Raw genomic sequence first — 18,168 nt, 5'->3', positions numbered from 1 at the left:
CATCTTGCCGGGAAGTTCCGAATACAATAGATAGCCTGCGCTGCCGCAGGTGGTCGGATCACGAAAAGGAGCTTGTCGGTGAGGGGATCAAAAAAACAGCAGCACTTGTTTCTAGGTTCAGCTTGCAGAAAGCTGACCTCTCGGTTCGGTCTGGTTCGGACGCTCGCGACGCTGGGCCTGGCTCTAGCGGCGTTTCCTGCGGCTGCACTTCAGGTCGCGCTGGAGGTTTACCCGAACAACCCGGTGCCCGGCCAGGTCGTCAACCTGAGATTTACGGCCACCAATGATACGGCGACGACGGCGAACGACCTGCGCATCGAGTTTGTCATCCCCACGGCGCTCGAAAACACCTCAGACATCCTTCTGTCGGACGGCGGCGACTGCACGCTCATCAGTGGCGCCTCGACCTGTGATGCGGGTGAGACCGCCTTCTGGGACCTGGGAACGCTGGCTGCGGGCACCGGCCGCACGGTGAACATGTACACCACCATCGACAGTGGTCTGAGCGGCGGTGAGATGATCAACATGGATGTGGACCTGCTCGCCGGCGGGATGGTGGAGGCCACCAGCAGCAATGTCATCGACGTGCTGGCCGAGGAGTTCCTGACGCTGTCGGTGGACGCTAGCGCTGAGCCCGTGGCGCCGGGATCGACGCTGACCTACGAACTGACCTTCGGCAACCGCAGCGCCAGCAGTGCCAGCAGCGCCGCGCTGCGGTTCCCGCTGCCTGCCGGGACCACCTTTGTCTCTGCCGACGGCGGCGGCACGCTGCAGACCACCGACGTGGTCTGGAACCTGGGAATCATTGGCGACGGCGCGGGCGGCAGCCGGCGGGTCACGGTACAGCTTGCGGGCAGCGTGCAGGCCGGGGACATCCTGCGGGTCGATGCAGCAGAGTTGTCCGGCTCCGTCGCGCTGGCCACGCGCACGAGGCTTCAGACGGCGACAACCCGGGTTGAGAGCCTGACCGACTTTGCCCTGGCGCTCGACACGGATTACTCCACCGTTGGGGGCGGGGACCAGACGCCACTGCGCCTGACCGTGACCAATCGCTCGGGATCAGCCCTGTCGGACGTTGAGGTCGAGCTGTTTTATCCAGTTGGTCTCGCCAGCGGCAGCGAGGTGCTGCTAACCGATGGAGGCGACTGCACGGACTTTGGCACAGCAACCATCTGCAACAGCGGCGAGCGCGCGGGCTGGACCATTGGTGACCTCGGCGTCGGGGAAGGAAAAACCGTCGCGCTAACGCCTTTTGCGCCTCCCGCCATCACCAACGGAGACCTGGTGTCCCTGGTGGCGCGAGGTTCAGCCTCGGGAACCACCGAGCGATGGGTGCGCCGCGCGCTGCGCAATGACAACGGGCGGGCTCTGGACCTCAGGGTGGACGCCAGCCAGGAGCCCGTGGCACCTGGCGAAAACCTGACCTACGAGCTGAACTTCGGTAACCGTGGCGGTAGCGCCAGCAGCAACACGGAGCTGACCTTTCCGCTGCCGGCCGGCACCACCTTTGTATCGGCCGACGGCGGAGGCACCCTTTCCGGTAGCGATGTGGTCTGGGACCTCGACATTGTCGGCGCAGGCGAGGGCGGCACCCGCCGGGTCACCGTGCTGCTCGGTGGCGGCCTCGCCGCCGGCGACATTCTTGAGGTAAATGCGGCGGAAATCACGGGTGACGCCAACTTCGTCACCCAGGTCACCCGGCAGTACGCGAGCACGCGGGTCGAGGGCCTTGCTGACCTCGCACTGTCCGTCGACAGCGACATTTCGCTGCTGTCCGCCGACACGTTTACCCCAGTAAGGCTCACGGTTACCAATCGGAGTGGTTCGCCCCTGACCAATGTGGCGGTAGAGCTCTTTTATCCCGACGGACTGCCCTCGGCGGGTGACGTCCTGCTGACCGATGGCGGCGACTGTACAAACTTTGGTACCACCACGAGCTGCAACAGCGGCGAAAGGGCCGGCTGGGCGATCGGCACGCTGGCGCCGGGCAGCGGCAAGACGGTGGTCATTAGCCCGCGTTCCTCAGCCAGCATCCCCGACGGAGAGCTGCTGTCGCTGGTTGCCCGAGCGTCAGCCGACAGCACGACGGAGCGCTGGGAGCGCCGTTCCCTGCGCAATGACAGCGGTCGGGTGCTGAACCTGAACGTGGACGCGAGGAGCGAACCCGTGGCGCCCGGCGACACGCTGACCTATGAACTGACTTTCGGCAATCAGAGCGGCTCATCGACCACCGGTACCGAACTCCGGTTTCCGCTGCCGGCCGGCACCACGCTGGTGGCGGCAGACGGCGGTGGCGCCGAGGTCGGAGGCGAGGTCGTCTGGGATCTTGGGCTGCTCGGCGCCGGCGAAGGCGGCTCTCGCCGGGTCACTGTGCAGCTGGGCGGCACCATCCAGGCCGGCGATGTGCTCGAGGTGGACGCGGCGCAGATCTCGGCCGACGCAAACTTTGTCACCGAGATTAGCCGCCAGTTTGCCAGTACTCGGGTCGAAGACCTGCCCGATCTCGCCTTGGCGCTGGATACGGACGTCAGCCCCCTGACCGTGGACAGCCAGACGCCCATCCGTTTGACCGTGAGCAACCGGGGCGGAACGCTCTTAACGGGTGTCGAAATCGAGCTGTTCTACCCCTTTGGTCTTGCAAGCGCCAACGACGTGCTGCTGACCGACAGTGGCGACTGCACCGATTTTTCTGCGACCACCAGCTGCCGCGACGGGGAACGGGCCATCTGGCCAATCGGCGACCTCGGCCCGAGCACCGGTAAAACGGTGGTGATTGTGCCCTCCACCGCCGGCACGATCACCGACGGAGGCCTCGTGCCGGTCGTCGCCAGGGCGTCAGCCGATACAACCACCGAGCGCTGGCAGGCTCGATCGCTGCTCAACAACGCTTCCCGTTTGCTAAACCTGGCGGTGGATCCCGCTCAGGAACCCGTGGCGCCGGGTGACACACTGACGTATTCGCTGACTTTCGGAAACAGCAGCAGCTTCACCGCCACGAGCAGCGAGCTTCGCTTTCCGCTGCCCGCAGGCACCACCTTCGTATCCGCTACCGGTGGTGGGACGCTATCCGGCAGCGACGTGGTCTGGGACCTGGCGGAGCTTACGCCGGGACAGGGCGGCAGCCGTGAGGTGACCGTACAGCTCGGCGCCGGGGTGCTCGCCGGTGACATTCTGGAACTGGACGCGGCGACGATCAGCGCGGACGCCAACTTCATCAGCCAGCTCAGTCGCCAGGGCGCCAGCACGCGGGTCGAAAGCCTGCCGGAACTCAGCTTTGCGCTCGACGGCGATATGTCCCCGCTCCTGGCCGACACCATCACCCCGCTGCATCTGGTGGTCTCCAACACCGGCTCAACGGTCCTTACCGGCGTGGCGATCGAGCTGTTCTACCCGGAGGGTCTGGCCAGCGCTAACGACGTTGTGCTCAGCGACAACGGGGATTGCACCAACCTCAGCGTCAGCACCGACTGCCGTAGCGGCGAGCGGGCGCAGTGGCCGATTGGCAACCTGGCGCCTGGCAGCGGCCGCACCGTGACGATCGCTCCCGAAACAGCAGCCGCGCTGCTGGACGGTGATCTCATCACGCTGCTGGCGCGGACGTTCTCCAACACCACCACCGATCGCTGGGAGCAGCTCACCCTTCGCAACAACGATGAGCGGGCGCTGACGCTGTCGGTCGATGCCGAGCTGGAGCCCATCGCGCCGGGCGGCACAATCGATTTTGACGTCAGCTTTGGCAACGCTGGAGACACGTCCCTGCAGAACGGACAGATCCGCTTCCCGCTGCCGGCTGGCACCAGTCTGGTGACGGCCACGGAAGGCGGCACGGTCACCGATGGCATCCTGACCTGGGATCTAGGCCTCCTGACCCCCGGCGAAGTGGGCGTGCGCAGTGCGGTGCTGCAATTCGACGCTCCGCTGACCGGCGGAGAGCTTGTCGAGTCCAGCGCCGTGGAGATCAGTGCGGACGGCGTGCCTCCGACGCGGACCAACCGGGTGACTCGGGCCAAGACCACCAACGCACTCGATCTCAACCTACCCATCAACCCGGTGCTTGCGACTCAGGGAGATATGCTGCAGGTCGACCCGACGGTCAGCAACAGCGCCGGCATCCAGGCCACCGACGTGGCGCTGCAGCTCTTTTTTGCGCCGTTTCTCAGCGACCTCCCCGATGGCCAGATCTCCGGTGGCGGCGACTGTACGACTCTGTCCGGCAGCACCGTCTGCGACAGCGGCGAGACGGTGTTCTGGCCCAGCAGCCTGCTGGACTCCGGCTTCTCGCGAGTGGAGAGCATCGCGCCCACGATCCGGCTGGGTGCCAATGAGCCGCCGGACGGCACCCTGATCAACTTTTTCTCGAGGGTGAGAAGTTCCTCACTGGACGGTGGTTTTGTGACCCGAACCGCTCGAGTAGGAAACGCTGAAGTGATCGGTGAGCCGGAGATGGAGGTTCTCGGGAACGGTCAGACCATCGCAGACGATGACGTCGTGACCAGCACCACCAACGGGACCGACATTGGCGGGCTGGCGATCAACGCTTCGCCTCGTGATCAGACTTTTGAGATCGAAAACATCGGCAACGCGGAGCTTCAGCTGATTGGCGATCCGCGGGTCGAGCTGCTCAATTCGGACGGCAGCTTCTCTATCTTTCAGCAGCCGGTGAGCGCGGTGGCCCCGGCAGAGACGGTGAGTTTTGTGGTGCGTTTCGATCCTTCGACCATCGGGATCAAGACGGCCACCGTCTCGATCGACAACAGCGACTTTGACGAAAACCCCTACACCTTTGCCATCGAGGGTCTCGCCGAGGGCCTGCTGTTTCCGGAAATTGCGGTTTCCGGGAGAGGCCTGGAGATTCCGTTTGGAGATATTTCACCTCGAGCGGCAGACGGCACCGACTTTGGTGAGGCCGCCGTGGACGGCGCCCCGGTGGACCAGGTTTTTGTGATCGAAAACCTGGGTCTTGTCGATCTCGATCTGACCGACATGCCAGCGGTGACCATCGGTGGTGGCAGCACCGCGGCTTTTCTCGTGGTGAACCAGCCAACCACGCCAATCCCGGCCGGCGGCAGCTCCAGTTTTACCATCCGCTTCGATCCGGATGTGCTCGGCATTCAGACCGCCAACGTGATCTTCGGCAACAACGACCAGGACGAGAGCCCATTTACCTTTGGCATCCAGGGTACGAGCGTGACGGAACTCAGCGACGTGCTGTTTGCTGACGGGTTTGAAAACTGAGCCAGTCCCAGTAGCCAAATTCCGGCGATACCTGAGAGAGAATTGAGTGCAGTCATCATTTAAGGGCCGGACCGTTATCGTCACGGGGGCATCCATGGGCGTAGGCGCTGCGGTTGCCCGAGCCTTCGCGCGACTGGAAGCCAATCTTGTGCTTCTGGCACGAGGTGAGAAGAAGCTGCAGGAACTTGTCTCAGAGCTGGACGCGGGCGACCGGGTCCATGGGATGTCGATGGACGTGACCGATATTCAGGCCTTCAAAGATTTGCTGGCCGACACCAAATCCCGTTTTGGCGGCGTGGACGTATTGGTCAACAATGCCGGATTTCATCAGCGTGGCCCGGTAGAAACGATTGAAGCGGACGATCTGGGCCGGATGATCGACGTTAATCTCAAGGCGCCGATCATGGCGACCCGGCTCGCCTTGCCGTACCTGCGAAAAGCAACAACACCGGCCGTGATCAACGTGGCCTCGCTGGCGGGGCGAACGCCGATTCCCGGCGCCGCTGCCTACTCGGCCAGCAAGTTTGGGATCCGGGTCTTTGGCCTGGCCCTGGCCGAGGAGCTTCGCGGCTCGGGCATCAAGATCGCTGCGGTGTCGCCGGGTCCGATCGACACGGGTTTCATCATGGATCAGATCGACCAGGTGACCAATCTCACGTTCTCTCAGCCGATCAGCACCGCCGAAGAGGTTGCTGACATGGTGGTGAAGCTGGTTACCAGCGACAAAGCTGAGCAGGCTATGCCGCCGATCAGCGGCGTGCTCACAACGCTCACCTATCTTATGCCGGGCCTGGGCCGACTGATGCGGCCGCTGCTCGAACGAAAAGGCCGGCGAACGAAGGCCAGGCTCAAACGCGAGCGCGGCTGACGGGTCGTGTGACCCGCTAAGTTCCCTGCTCCGCCACCGCCGCTTCCGCCGGTGCCTCGCTGGTGGCTGACGCTTCATAGCGACGACCGAGCAGGAATCCGGTAAAGGCCCACAGAGCGGCAATGCCTGCGCCCACCCCGGCGACGGCCGCCAGACCTAGCCCCAGTCCCTGCGTCAGGCCGGTGAAAAACCAGCCCATAATCACGTCACCGCCCCGATAGGCCACGATGTCGATGACCGGTTTAGCCTTAAAGCGGTCCTCCCGGCTGACCTGAGTGAAGAGCATCTCCCTCGCGGGTCGAGTCAGCCCGTAGTTACCGGCCTTGGACACCACGTGCAGGCCAACGGCGACGATCAGCAGTGGTGAAAAGGCCAGGATCAACATGCCCGCGATAACGAGCACGGGCATCAGCGGCAGCGCCACCGGCATCCCCAGCTTCGACACAATTCGGCCTGTGACAAAAAAGGCCAGCACGTAGGTCAGCGTATTGAGCACGGCGTCCCGGTAGCCGTAGATCGCTGTTCGGGTCTCCACGTCATAGGGAGCGAGCAGGTTTTTCTGCTCGAGGTAAACAAAGGATCCGATCCCGGTGTAAAGAATGATGAAGATGCCAATTCCCAGCAGGTAGGGGTTGCTGAAAAAGGCCTTGAATCCACCAAAAGGGTTTCCGCCGATCGCATTTTTGGCCGCTTCGAACTGCAGATCGGGATTCTTAAGCTCCGTAACCTTCAGCTTCCCAAGATAAAGAATGATCGGAATCGGCAGCATGAGCATCACCGCGGAGATGAGCATCAGGTTTTCGACGCCAATGCGGCTGGCGAACAGGCCGGAGATCAGCGGGCCCACGATCGCGCCGAGACTGGCGCCCGCCGCAATGACGGCAAACAGGCGTCCGGCCTGATCCTTGTTGAAGGTGTCGGCCATGAAGCTCCAGAAAACCGACACGTGAAACAGCGCAAAAACGCTGACCCAGAGATAAAACGCTTTGTCGATCAGTACCCCGTCCGACACCCCCTGAACTGCGAGATAAAACACTACAAACGACGCGGCAAAGAAGGTGTAGATGGCAGGAACGAGCCTGCGAAACGGCATTTTGGCCACCGCCAGACCGTAGGCCGCGACGATGCCGGTACTGATAAAGAAGTTCAGCGTCCACAGAAAGCTGACCTCAGCATCCGTCCAGTCGCTGGCGAGCGCATCCCGGACCGGACGCAGAATGTAGTAGGCGGCCATGAGAATGAAGACAAAAGAAAAGGACAGTGCGGCCGCCTTGACCTCGTTGTCGTTGATGGTCGTGATTTTTCGCAGCAGCTTTGCAAGCGCGGTGTTGCTTTGAGCCATGATTTGCCTTTCGCCTGGTGTTTGGTGAGGGCTGGTTCAGCTAGAGCCTACACGTAATTTAGCCCGCAGCCGACCGCTTTCGAAGCAAACAGCTCGCGGCGAAGCGGCTGCAACAGCATTCGGTTTTACGAAACCATGCTAGCGCCGCTGCGGCAGCACCGGTTGCACGATCGTCGTGGGCCCGGGAATTCGTCGACAAAACCCCGAAAATTGTCGTTGAAGATGAATCGCTCGTTGTTCCAGGCCCAGGAGAGCACGGCACGCCGCATGGTCGCGAAGCACTTAGGGCGCCAGGGCCGGAAGGATCCGCTGTCCCAGCCAAAGCAATGGTTCAAGCTGGTTGGGCTTTTCGTAGCGTGTGCCGGCAAAGGTGATAACCGTGGCAATCTCGGGGAGCACGATCAGGTAGTTGCCGCCATTGCCCCAGGCCATCTGTAGCCGAGTCTCCGGTAGCTCAGCGCGTGTTGTGGCGTCCAGCCACCACAGGTAACCGTATCTTTGTGACTGGCCGGGGATGGCCGTGTGCTCTTGGGTCATCGCGTCCAGCCAGGCTGAACTCGCGATCCGATTGCCGCCGCTCAGCCCTCGATCTATCACCAGCTGACCGATGCGAGCCAGGTCCCTGGGATGAAGCCGTAGATGCCCACCCGTATCGACATCGCGGCTACGATTCCAGCGTTCCCAGCGGACCTGCTCAATCCCGAGCGGCGAGAAGAGCTTACGCTTGGCAAACTCGTCGACCGATTCTCCGGTGGCGTTGGCGAGGATTCGGCCCAGCGCAATCACGTTGCCGGTGCAGTAGCGGAAGATCTGTCCCGGCGGCTCGACCTGCTTCTGACCCACCCAGAATCCGACCCAGTCGCGCTGGCGATACATCGTGTCTTCGTGACCCGGCGATAAACGATCCCAGTCGTTGCAATCGAGCCCAGACCGCATGGTCAGCAGATCCTCAATGGTGATCGCACGTTTGCCGGACGCTGCTTCAAAGGCGTCACCGTAAGCCGGCAGCCACCGTTCGATGGGCACGCTTACACCCTCCAGGTGGCCCTCATCAATCGCGATGCCCACCAGCAGAGAAGTGATTGACTTCGTAGCGGAACGGATATCGAGGCCTTTGGCTTTGAGTTTTCGGCTGGCTGCGTCGATCACAACGCGGCCGTCGCGCAGCATGACCATGCCAACAATTCCCGGGTGATCTCCGGCCTCAATTTCATCGCCCAAGCTCTCGATCGTTTTCTGGTCTGCGGCGCAAACCGCACAAGCGGTCAGCGTGAAAAGCACTAGCAGCACCATCCGAGTCATGACGGTCGGTCGTTTGCGGGGAGCGTTCATGGATTCTTCAATGGAAGTGGATGAGCCATTAGTTGTCGTACGGTACCTTGCATGCCCCGCTGGCGTATGGCCCAACAGGCCCAGGACCCTAGAAGGGATTCAGCGTGTACCCGCGCTGCTGCAGCAGCGCATGAGCGGTCATGGCAGAAAGCGACATCTCAACGCCGGGCAGCAGGTCAGACGAACTGATCCCTCGCGCGGCGGCTGTCTGCCCACAAAGCTCAATCGTGACACCCGCCTCGATCAGTGCCGAGACAAGACCGGCGTTGGGGTTTTCGCCGCCGAAGCGGGAGCTGTTAACCACGTCCAGCGCGGCCGGGCCGTGGATCACCAGGGCAACCGACAGGTTTTCGGCGGGGACGCCGGCGGCAGCATGCATATTCAGGAACCGTGCCGCTGACTCCATGGAGCGATTGACCTTGCCCCGCCTGGCGGCCTCAGCGATGTCGAACGCCACCCGGAAAACCGACTGCGAGCCGATCCGGTTATCGGGAACCGAGGCTACCGGGCCGTAGTCTTTGATCAGCGGGCCCTTCGCAAATTCGGCAGCTTGGCTCACTAAGGAAGTAAACATCAGCATGGCGCCGACCCAACAGACACGAAGATTTGTCATACGATTGCTCGCCAAAGGTTTAGGCTGATTGAGGCCTATCGGAGCACAGGCTCCAGGTTGAGGCGTCTTGCAATCGCGCGAAACGCCGGGTCATCGTGGAGCTCAAAGAACACCGAGTCCACCGCAAGATAGAGCAACCGATCGTCCCTGGCCGCCACCGCCTGCTCGAGCGATGCGATGGCTCGCTCCTTGTCGCCTAGCCCGAGGTAGGCAACGGCAAGCTTGAATGGCGGTACGTAGCGCTGCCCGGTAAGGGTCTCGAGCGCCGTCAGGAGTTCGCTGGCCTCCTCGGTGTCACCGCGTCGCGCCAGTGCGTGGATCAGCGGCCCGCCCGCGATCGCCAGACCCAGGTCCGGGAGTACGGCGCGATAGCTGGCTACCGCGCTGTCGAAATCCTGTAGCCCGACGTACGCATGGCCGAGCGAAAGCTGGAGGAACGAAAGATCCGGGAGCTCCGCTCGCGCCGACTCATAACGCACAACCGCGCTCTCAAAATTGCCCGCATACAGATCGGGTGAGCCCTGCAACATCCGCAGCACCGGTGATAGCGGGTCGAGGCTTGCGGCGGCCGCCAGCCGTTTGCGGCATAGGTCGAATTGACCTCGATAGCAGTGCATCTCTCCCAGCCATTGCTCGGACGTGGCGTCATTGAGATTGAGCGTCAACGCACGACGCAGGTAGGCTTCCGCTTTCCCCCAGTCCCAGTCGTACTGCATGCTGACCACACCGAGCACGGCGTGAGCGCGAGCCTCCGAAGGATCGATCGCCAGCGCTCGCTCCGCCGCCGCTCGGGCGGTCGGGATCGCCTCACCTGGCGGCATGGCGGCGTAAAGGGGCAGCAGCAGCCAGGAGTCGGCAAGGCCAACCAAGGCATCGACGTAGTCCGGCTCTAATTCGAGCGCCTGATCGAACGCTTCGATGGCGGCCCGAATCGCCACGTTAGAACGCTGATTCCAATAGTAACGACCACGAAGGTAAAGCCGGCGAGCCTCCGGATTGACCGGCTCTTCCCGATCGCGAAGCTGCAGGCTGGCCCAGAGCCGGCCGCTGACGGCGCGCGCAAGCTGGCGCATCTGGGCGTCACCGCCGTCGCCGGCATCACCGGGTTCACCGGCAAACGACCACAGCAGGCTGGCGTCGCGGGCCGATACCAGTTCCGATCTCAGCAGGGCCGAGCTGTTCGAGCGGCTTAGCTCGCTAACCAGCAGGGCATCGACGCCGAGCTGTTCGCCTGCCTCCAACGGGTCTGACCCGGCCTCGAACTGGGACGCCGAGCCGTAGGCCACCACCGTCACACCCTCTATCCGCGCCAGCGTACGGGTCAGCTCCTGGGTCAGCTCCGCCGCGGCGACGCGGTCACTTTCGGCAGCGGCTATTGGCAGCACGGCCAGTCGGCTGACGCTAGCGAGCGGCGTCGACTGGATCGGGCGAAACATCAGCCAGCCCAGGCCCGCCGTGGCGAGTACCAGGGCCGCGATTGACACCAGCAGCAGGCTGCTGACGCGATTGCCGCGGCCGTGGTCGGAAGCCTTTGGCTCCAGCGGGATAGCAATCGGTGGTGGTATTGGCTCAGGTTCGTCCGTTTCGCTGACCGGGGCGATAAAGCGGTAACCCTCACCCCACCGCGTCTCGATAAACCGGTAGGGCTCATCCAGGTCTCCCAGCACTTTCCGCAACGTGCTGACACAGCGGGTTAAGGATTCATCGTTGGAGGAGCGAGGCCAGAACTTTTGTAGCAGCTCGTCACGGCGTACGAGGCGTGACCGGTGGTCGAGCAGGTAGATCAGCAGCCGCAGCGGCTTGTTTTGAATCTTCTGCGCCTCGCCGTGGCGAAACAAACGGCGTGTCGTCTGATCCAGCGTGAAGTCGGCAAACTTGAGCAATTTGCCGGCATCTTTTGCGCCCGACGAAGTGCTCGGTGCTGCTGGTTGATCGGAGTCTTCCAAGGTGACGATGGCGTTTTGCTGGACCTGGCGCGTTCCCTAACCACTCAAGAATAGCGCAGCCGCGCGTGATTCTCTCGTGACCGTTTTTTCTGCCCGTTTCAGGAAATTTCAGGCTTTGGTCAGGAACTCACCCTGTTCGTACAGCAGCCTGAGTGTAAGGAATCGAGGTCTAACGGACTGGGAGCGAAATCTGATGCTCAAACGGGCGCTTAGCGCAACATGTATGGCCATGCTGGCGTTGTCAGCGTCCGTTCCGGCCGCAGTTTTCACGGTCGACCGAGCAGACGACGACAGTTCCGCTTCAGGCTGTACCGAGGCGCCCCTTGACTGTTCGCTGCGCGGGGCTCTCCAGACCGCCAACGTTGCGCTGGGTCCAGACGAAATTGTGCTGGCAGCAGGCACTTTCTCGCTGACCCAGAACACCGGCAGCGCCGACGCGCTGCCCGTCAGCAGCGAGGTGACGATCCGCGGCAGCGATATCGATCAGACTTTTGTCGTCGCGGGCGCCGGGTTTCCCGGGTCAGCTTTGGTGGTGAATGCTGGTGGTGCCCTGACGCTGGAAGATCTCACGCTGTCCGGGTTCGACCCGAATCCGGCGCAAAGTCCGGCGGGCGCGCTGCACGTCACCGGCGCGATCGGTGCCAGCGCGCTGCTGCGACGAGTCCGGATCGAAAACTCCCGCGGACAGTCGGGTGGCGGCATTCTGGTCAGTCCCACGGACGGAGGCCTTGAGCCGGAGTTTCGGCTTCAGATCTTCGACTCGATCATTTCTGGCAATGGTGCGAACGGAATCCTGCCCGGCCAGCAGTGCGTTGGTGGCGGCATGGCGCTGTTCAACGGTCGAACGTCCATCGAGAACGCCACGATCTCTGAGAACGTTACGGAAAACTCCACGCTCGCGGGGGGTGGTATGTGCATCGTCGATGCCCAGGAAGTTGTCATTCGCGACAGCACCATTTCAGAAAACACCGCCAATCGAACGGGCGCAGGCATTTACAGTGAAGAGACCAATCTGGAGATCAGTGGAAGCATTATTGAGGGTAACGATGTGCCGAGTACCCAATTTGGCCAGGGAGGTGGTCTCTACGTCCGGGGCGGTGAGGTCATAATTTCCAATTGTGAGTTCCGCAACAACGTCAACCTTTCTAACTCGGGCACGGCGATCTACGGTGACGGTTCGGTCAGGCTACATCTCATAGGCTCGATTATTCGGGATACGGTGAGCTCGGGACTCGCGCTCGAATTTCGACCCGCTGATCTTGTCGAAATCACCGCGACGACATTCAGCGGACCAGGTGCAACCATTTTTGCTCGCAATTCAACCGTCGTGATGACACGAATAGAGATGTTCCCATTCTCGGGTCGCGTTCCAGCGGTCTGGATGGCAGATTCGGTGTTCCTGGCAAACGGGCTGGTTGTTAATGGACTCCGGCCTGCAAGCGTGCGCCTTGGCGGCGCGCTTCGGTTGGACGGAAGTGTCGCGACCGTTAGAGACTGTGACTTCAGCTTTCTGCGAGCCGAAGACGGGATGGGTGATCCGGCATCTGGCGTCGGTGGAGCGGTTTACGCCACGGATAGCACCTTGAACCTGTCCGAATGTAGCCTTCACCGCAACTTCGCCGAGGTGAGCGGCGGGGCTATCGCTCTTCGCGACGAATCGGTTCTCACCCTTACGAACAGCACGCTCAGCAACAACGGGGCCAACGGTGGCGAGGCGCTCAGCGTGATCGGCAACAGCCAGGCAACCCTGCAAAACGTGACGATTGCGGATCCTAACGGCGCCAATCAGCTCGAGGTGTTTGGGGCTTCTGCCACTATCGGCAACAGCGCGATCGAGGGGACGTGCTCCCTGTTTTCATCAGGTGGCGACACCGATTCCCTGGGCAACGTGGTCACCGACTCAAGCTGCCAGGTTCAAAACGCCGGTGATCTGGTGGTAAACGATCTGCTGATCCACCCGCTGGCGGACAACGGCGGCGGTTCGCTGAGTCATCTGCCTCGACTCAGCAGCCCGCTGCGGGATTTCGCCATGAACTGTCCGGACGAGGATCAGCGCGGCGAACTTCGCGATGAGCCCTGCGATGCCGGCGCCATCGAGCGCGTGACCTCCGACAACAACGTGTTCATGGACAGCTTCGAGGAGTAGCGGAAACCGCCTCAGTTCGGTGGTTTACCGTCCGCTGCCATGTCGTAGTACTCAAACTTTGGGCTGGTGACAAAAGCCTCCAGCTTCTCGATTTCTCGAGTGAGCTCGGCCTGGCTGGCCGGGTCAGAGTCTTGTTTGAGCTCGGCAATTCTTGCCCGGGCGCTGTCGAGGTTTTTGCGGGTGTCCATCAGCTCGGGATCAATTCTTTCCCAGTTGACGCTGGACATGATGGTGACCAGGCTGTCGGTGCGCTCGGCGAGCTGCTGAATCTCATCACGCGTATTTTTCAGACCGGTGAGCTCTTCCATCTTGCGCTGCTCCCACTTGTGGCCCGTTCCCATCACGCTAAACGCGTGGATCACAATCGCGATGCCCCAACCCATCAGCGGAAACAGGAACCACCAGGTGTCCGTACCGGTGATGACGTTGACCCCCAGCAGGAACGCGTTGACCGCGACATATACCGTCATGTGGGTGTAGAAGTCCTTGAGTTCTTTGATGCGTTCCCGCGCCTGTTCTTCGTTCATCGTTCTGTTTCCCAACCTTGGCCAGTCCAACGTTAACAGCAAGAAGCGTTCCAGGTTTTGGCGCTATAGCAATCAGACACTTACGTGGGTTGATCGCGAGAAAAGGCGATGATTCACCACATGTTGGTGAAATCTCCGGTGGTGGTTAGCTGCCGGCGGACTCTCTCGGCGTGCTTGCCACCACGCTGGACTCTGGCGGCGTGACGTCCGTTTGCCAGACGTCGTCGAGTTCGATCACGGGCTTGTCGTCGCTGTCCAGCACGCCCGCGGTGCGGTCGCTTACCACCTGGTTGCGACCATTGTGCTTAGCTTGATACAGGGCTTTGTCAGCATTTTGCAGGAGCTTTGACGAGCTGAACTGCGGGGAAGGCCGCACCACCGACAGGCCAGCACTGATTGTGAGGTGCGGCGCAACTGGGGAAAACTCGTGACGGATGCCGGTCACCGCGACTCGGGTAACAAAGTTGCGGGTGATCTCAAGCGCCTCAAAGTGTGTGGTGTAGGGCAGTAGCACGACAAACTCCTCCCCACCGTAGCGCGCCACGCAGGACTCCGGCGGTGCGTAGGCGGTAAGGATCCGGGCAACGTCGATCAGGCACTGGTCACCCTGCTGATGGCCGTAGTTATCGTTGTACGCTTTGAAGTGGTCGACATCCATCAGGATCAGCCCAAGCTCGTGACCCCGCCGCATGGCTCGCCGCCAGGCCTTCTCCAGCGACAGCTCGAGGTGTCGCCGGTTTGCGATATGGGTCAACGGATCGGTGGTGCTGAGCTTTTCCAGCTCCCGGGCAAACGCCGCGATACGCTCCTGTTCCGACTTCAAGTTGCTGTTGGATTCGCCCAGCTCGGCGATCTTTTCGTGAAGCGATCGGTTGAGGTCGCTCACTTCCTGATTGCGCTGTTCGAGATCGTGCACGAGCTCCTTATTGGTGAGCGACAGGCGCAGGGCTCGGCGGTAGAAGTCGGCAAACTTGTTTGAGCAGGACCAAAGGAAAAGGAACCAGGCGGCAGCGAGCGCGGCGCCTAAAACCAGCGGCTCCGGGCGCAGCAGGAGTCCGATGGTTGGAGGCAAACACATCCCCGATGAAAAAAGCACGTAGGTAGGCTGACGGTAGCTGTATGCCAGCAGACCGCCGGTCACCAGGCCCGTCATCAGCAGTACCGCCACCACAATCTGTTCGGGCGTGCCGATCAACACAAGGTAAGTCAACAAAGTGCCCCATAGGGTGCCGGTGCAAAACTGAATTAGGTCGACTCGGCGGCGCCAGGCCTTCAGATTGGTGGCAGAGCGGTCGGAGTCCGCAGCACATTCAGCAATTTTTCGGGCTCGGTAAAAGACCAGCAGGCCGTAGCTCGTGATCCAGACTAGCCATGCCCATGACGGTACCTGCCGCCAAAAGGTAAGCGCCGCGATGGAAAACGCGAAAAGCCCGCCGCTGGTGGCGTTATTGTTCTGGGCAAAAACGGTGTCCAGCAGGCGCCACTGAAGCCGCTCGTTTTCGTTGAGCGCTTCGGGTCGATTTCTCACTTTTTTTGCCGACGTCGTTTCCATAGAGACTCGTAGCCAACCAGCAGAGGCATAGCGTCCGTAGCGCCTGTACGTTCAGCGGTTCTGCCGGACCGCGGACTCAACGCCCAAGGCCAACAGAATCGGTTGTTCGAGCAAAGCGCTCCTAAGCGAAAATTATCGGCTAGGGCGAAATAAACTTGAGCGCCCGGCGGTCCTGACTATTGGCACATGGCGACGGCTTTGGAAGCGACTAGGCTCGCCCGCCACAGGCCGTGCCGGCTCTCCCGCCGGCAACTTCCAGTTCTCGAGGACCCTAGTTCCATGAAACGACTTTCCCTGGTGCTGCTCAGTGCAGCTTTGGTCGGCTGCGGTGATGCGCCGGACTCCTCCCCAAACCAATCCGCAAGCTCTGCGGCTGATAAAAACGCCGCAACGATGAACGAAGTGAATCCAACGCTCAGCTATCCGTCGACCGCTACGGTCGATCACGTTGACGCTTATCACGGTCAGCAAGTGGCCGACGCATATCGCTGGCTTGAGGACGACGTGCGTGAGTCCGAGCAGGTGGCGCAGTGGGTGGATGAGCAAAATGCCGTTACCTTTTCGTACCTGGACGGCATCGAGGAGCGTGGGCCGATTGCTGAGCGCCTCACTCAGCTCTGGGACTACGAGCGCTTTTCAACGCCAATACGTAAAGCGGGGAAGTATTTTTTCAGCTACAACGACGGGCTCAGCAACCAACGGCAGGTCATGATGCAGGAAGGCCTCACCGGTGAGCCCCGTGTCCTGATCGATCCGAATGAATGGTCAGAGGACGGCACCGTGGCGTTAGCTTCCTATGAGATCAGCCCAAGCGCTCGCTACCTGGCGCTGGCGATCCAGGACGGCGGCTCGGATTGGCGAACGCTCAAGGTGCTGGACGTTGCCACCGGGAAAACGCTGGAGGACGAGGTCAGCTGGGCGAAATTCACCCCGATGGCGTGGGCCTCGGACGACTCGGGGTTTTACTACTCGCGGTACCCCGAGCCTGACGAAGATGGTGCCTTTCAGGACCTGAATCTCAATCAACAGGTGTACTTCCACCGAGTTGGCACGCCGCAGGCGGAAGACGAGCTCATTTACGGCAACTCTGATAATCCGGAGTGGGGCTACTTTGCTTCCGTGACCGACGACGGTCGGTATCTGGTCATCACCATCTGGCAAGGCACCGACTCGCGCTACCAAATTGCGTGGCAGGACCTGACGGTCGCTGACTCCTCGCCTGCGATGCTGATCGAAGGTTTCAACCACGACTATTCCCTCGTCGGCAACGTCGGCAGCCAGCTGGTTTTTCGCACCGATCGGGATGCCCCGAATGGCCGTCTGATCGCTATCGACGTGAACAAGCCGGGTGCTGAGCTGCCGCTGGTGGCGGAACGGGAAGACGTGCTGCAGGGGGCCGTGATGATCGGCGGCCGGCTCATTACCAGCTATCTGAAGGATGCTCGGTCGCAGATTCGCATCCACCAGGAAGACGGCACTTTCGATCGCGAGCTCAACCTCCCGGGTATCGGAACAGTGAGCGGATTTTCCGGCACGCCCGACAACCCGGAGACCTTTTACACGTACTCCAGCTTCAACATCCCGCCGACGACGTATCGCTACGATGTTCGCAGCGGAGAGCAGGAGACGTTTCGCCAGGCAAGCGTGGACTTTGCGCCGGAAGACTACATCGTGCGCCAGGTGTTCTTTCAGTCCAAAGATGGGACCCGGGTTCCGATGTTTATCAGCCACCGCAAAGACTTGGTGCCGGGCGGACAGCACCCGACGATGCTTTACGGTTACGGCGGCTTCAACTCATCGCAGCGGCCCGCGTTCTCCGTCACCCGCCTGGCCTGGATGGAGATGGGCGGCATCTACGCGGTCGCCAACATTCGCGGCGGCGGTGAATACGGTCAGGGCTGGCACAAGGCGGGCACTAAGCTGAAGAAGCAGAACGTATTCGATGACTTCATTGCGGCGGCCGAGTATCTGATTGCCGAGCAGTGGACAACCCCCTCCCAGCTGGCGGTCTTCGGCGGCAGCAACGGCGGCCTGCTCGTGGGTGCTGTGGTCAACCAACGACCTGAGCTGTTTGCCGCCGCCATACCCGCGGTGGGCGTGATGGACATGCTGCGGTTTCATAAGTTCACGGCCGGGCGATTCTGGGTCGACGACTATGGCTCCTCGGACAACCCCGAAGAGTTTGCTGCGCTGCTGAAATACTCGCCGTATCACAACATCAAAGAAGGCGTGGACTACCCGGCAATCATGGTGACCACCGCTGATACCGACGATCGCGTGGTGCCAGGCCATAGCTTCAAATATGCCGCCCGGCTGCAGGCGGCCAATCCTGACGGCAAGCCGGCACTGATTCGTATCGAGTCCCGGGCGGGCCACGGTGCCGGCAAGCCTACCGACAAGACGATCGCAGAATATGCGGACCGTTGGGGTTTTCTGGCGGAACATCTCAACATGACGCTGCCGGAAGGTTACGGCCAGCAGGCCACCGCGTCTGGGCCTTAGTAGACTGTTGAAAAAGCCATCCATGGCTATATCAAAACGCTGCTAGTTACCGGGCTCGAACGACTCACTATCTGCAGAAAGTTGCGCCCCGCCAGCCGGAACGGG

At 61.5% G+C, this 18,168-nt stretch carries 10 protein-coding genes; 4 read left to right on the top strand and 6 right to left on the bottom strand.

Annotated features, from left to right (window positions below; all coding sequences use genetic code 11):
• Positions 1 to 78: 78 nt before the first annotated feature.
• Complete coding sequence (locus tag AAF358_21200) at positions 79 to 5,235, top strand: choice-of-anchor D domain-containing protein (GenBank protein MEM7708083.1); 5,157 nt, start codon at positions 79 to 81, stop codon at positions 5,233 to 5,235.
• Positions 5,236 to 5,281: 46 nt separating this feature from the next.
• Entirely contained in the window at positions 5,282 to 6,103 is an 822-nt protein-coding gene (locus tag AAF358_21195; protein MEM7708082.1) for an SDR family oxidoreductase, read from the top strand.
• A 16-nt stretch (positions 6,104 to 6,119) separates the two neighbouring features.
• On the opposite strand, the gene AAF358_21190 is transcribed toward AAF358_21195, so the two are convergent.
• The 4 genes from AAF358_21190 to AAF358_21175 form a co-directional block, all read right to left on the bottom strand.
• Positions 6,120 to 7,445 (bottom strand): MFS transporter, encoded by a 1,326-nt coding sequence (locus tag AAF358_21190; GenBank protein ID MEM7708081.1) that lies wholly within the window; start codon positions 7,443 to 7,445, stop codon positions 6,120 to 6,122.
• Between the two features lie 282 nt (positions 7,446 to 7,727).
• Positions 7,728 to 8,777, bottom strand: a complete 1,050-nt coding sequence (locus AAF358_21185) for a serine hydrolase (GenBank protein MEM7708080.1) — start codon at positions 8,775 to 8,777, stop codon at positions 7,728 to 7,730.
• A gap of 88 nt (positions 8,778 to 8,865) precedes the next feature.
• A complete protein-coding gene (locus tag AAF358_21180; protein MEM7708079.1) occupies positions 8,866 to 9,390 on the bottom strand; it encodes a DsrE family protein in 525 nt (174 codons plus the stop codon).
• A gap of 35 nt (positions 9,391 to 9,425) precedes the next feature.
• Positions 9,426 to 11,273: a winged helix-turn-helix domain-containing protein gene (locus AAF358_21175; protein MEM7708078.1), complete on the bottom strand. Its 1,848-nt coding sequence runs from the start codon at positions 11,271 to 11,273 to the stop codon at positions 9,426 to 9,428.
• Positions 11,274 to 11,529: 256 nt separating this feature from the next.
• Between AAF358_21175 and AAF358_21170 the strand changes: the two genes are divergently transcribed.
• The gene (locus tag AAF358_21170; protein MEM7708077.1) at positions 11,530 to 13,482 is read left to right on the top strand and encodes a right-handed parallel beta-helix repeat-containing protein; all 1,953 of its coding nucleotides are present in this window, start codon (positions 11,530 to 11,532) and stop codon (positions 13,480 to 13,482) included.
• Between the two features lie 11 nt (positions 13,483 to 13,493).
• On the opposite strand, the gene AAF358_21165 is transcribed toward AAF358_21170, so the two are convergent.
• The gene (locus AAF358_21165; protein MEM7708076.1) at positions 13,494 to 14,009 is read right to left on the bottom strand and encodes a 2TM domain-containing protein; all 516 of its coding nucleotides are present in this window, start codon (positions 14,007 to 14,009) and stop codon (positions 13,494 to 13,496) included.
• A gap of 145 nt (positions 14,010 to 14,154) precedes the next feature.
• Positions 14,155 to 15,537: a diguanylate cyclase gene (locus tag AAF358_21160; GenBank protein MEM7708075.1), complete on the bottom strand. Its 1,383-nt coding sequence runs from the start codon at positions 15,535 to 15,537 to the stop codon at positions 14,155 to 14,157.
• 303 nt (positions 15,538 to 15,840) lie between these two features.
• Between AAF358_21160 and AAF358_21155 the strand changes: the two genes are divergently transcribed.
• A complete protein-coding gene (locus AAF358_21155) occupies positions 15,841 to 18,063 on the top strand; it encodes a prolyl oligopeptidase family serine peptidase (protein ID MEM7708074.1) in 2,223 nt (740 codons plus the stop codon).
• Positions 18,064 to 18,168: the final 105 nt, after the last annotated feature.

It is taken from the genome of Pseudomonadota bacterium (genome assembly GCA_039033415.1).
Lineage (GTDB): Bacteria > Pseudomonadota > Gammaproteobacteria > Xanthomonadales > SZUA-38 > JANQOZ01.
Note: the sequence above shows the minus strand (reverse complement) of the source record. Positions and strands in the feature narration are given on the sequence as shown.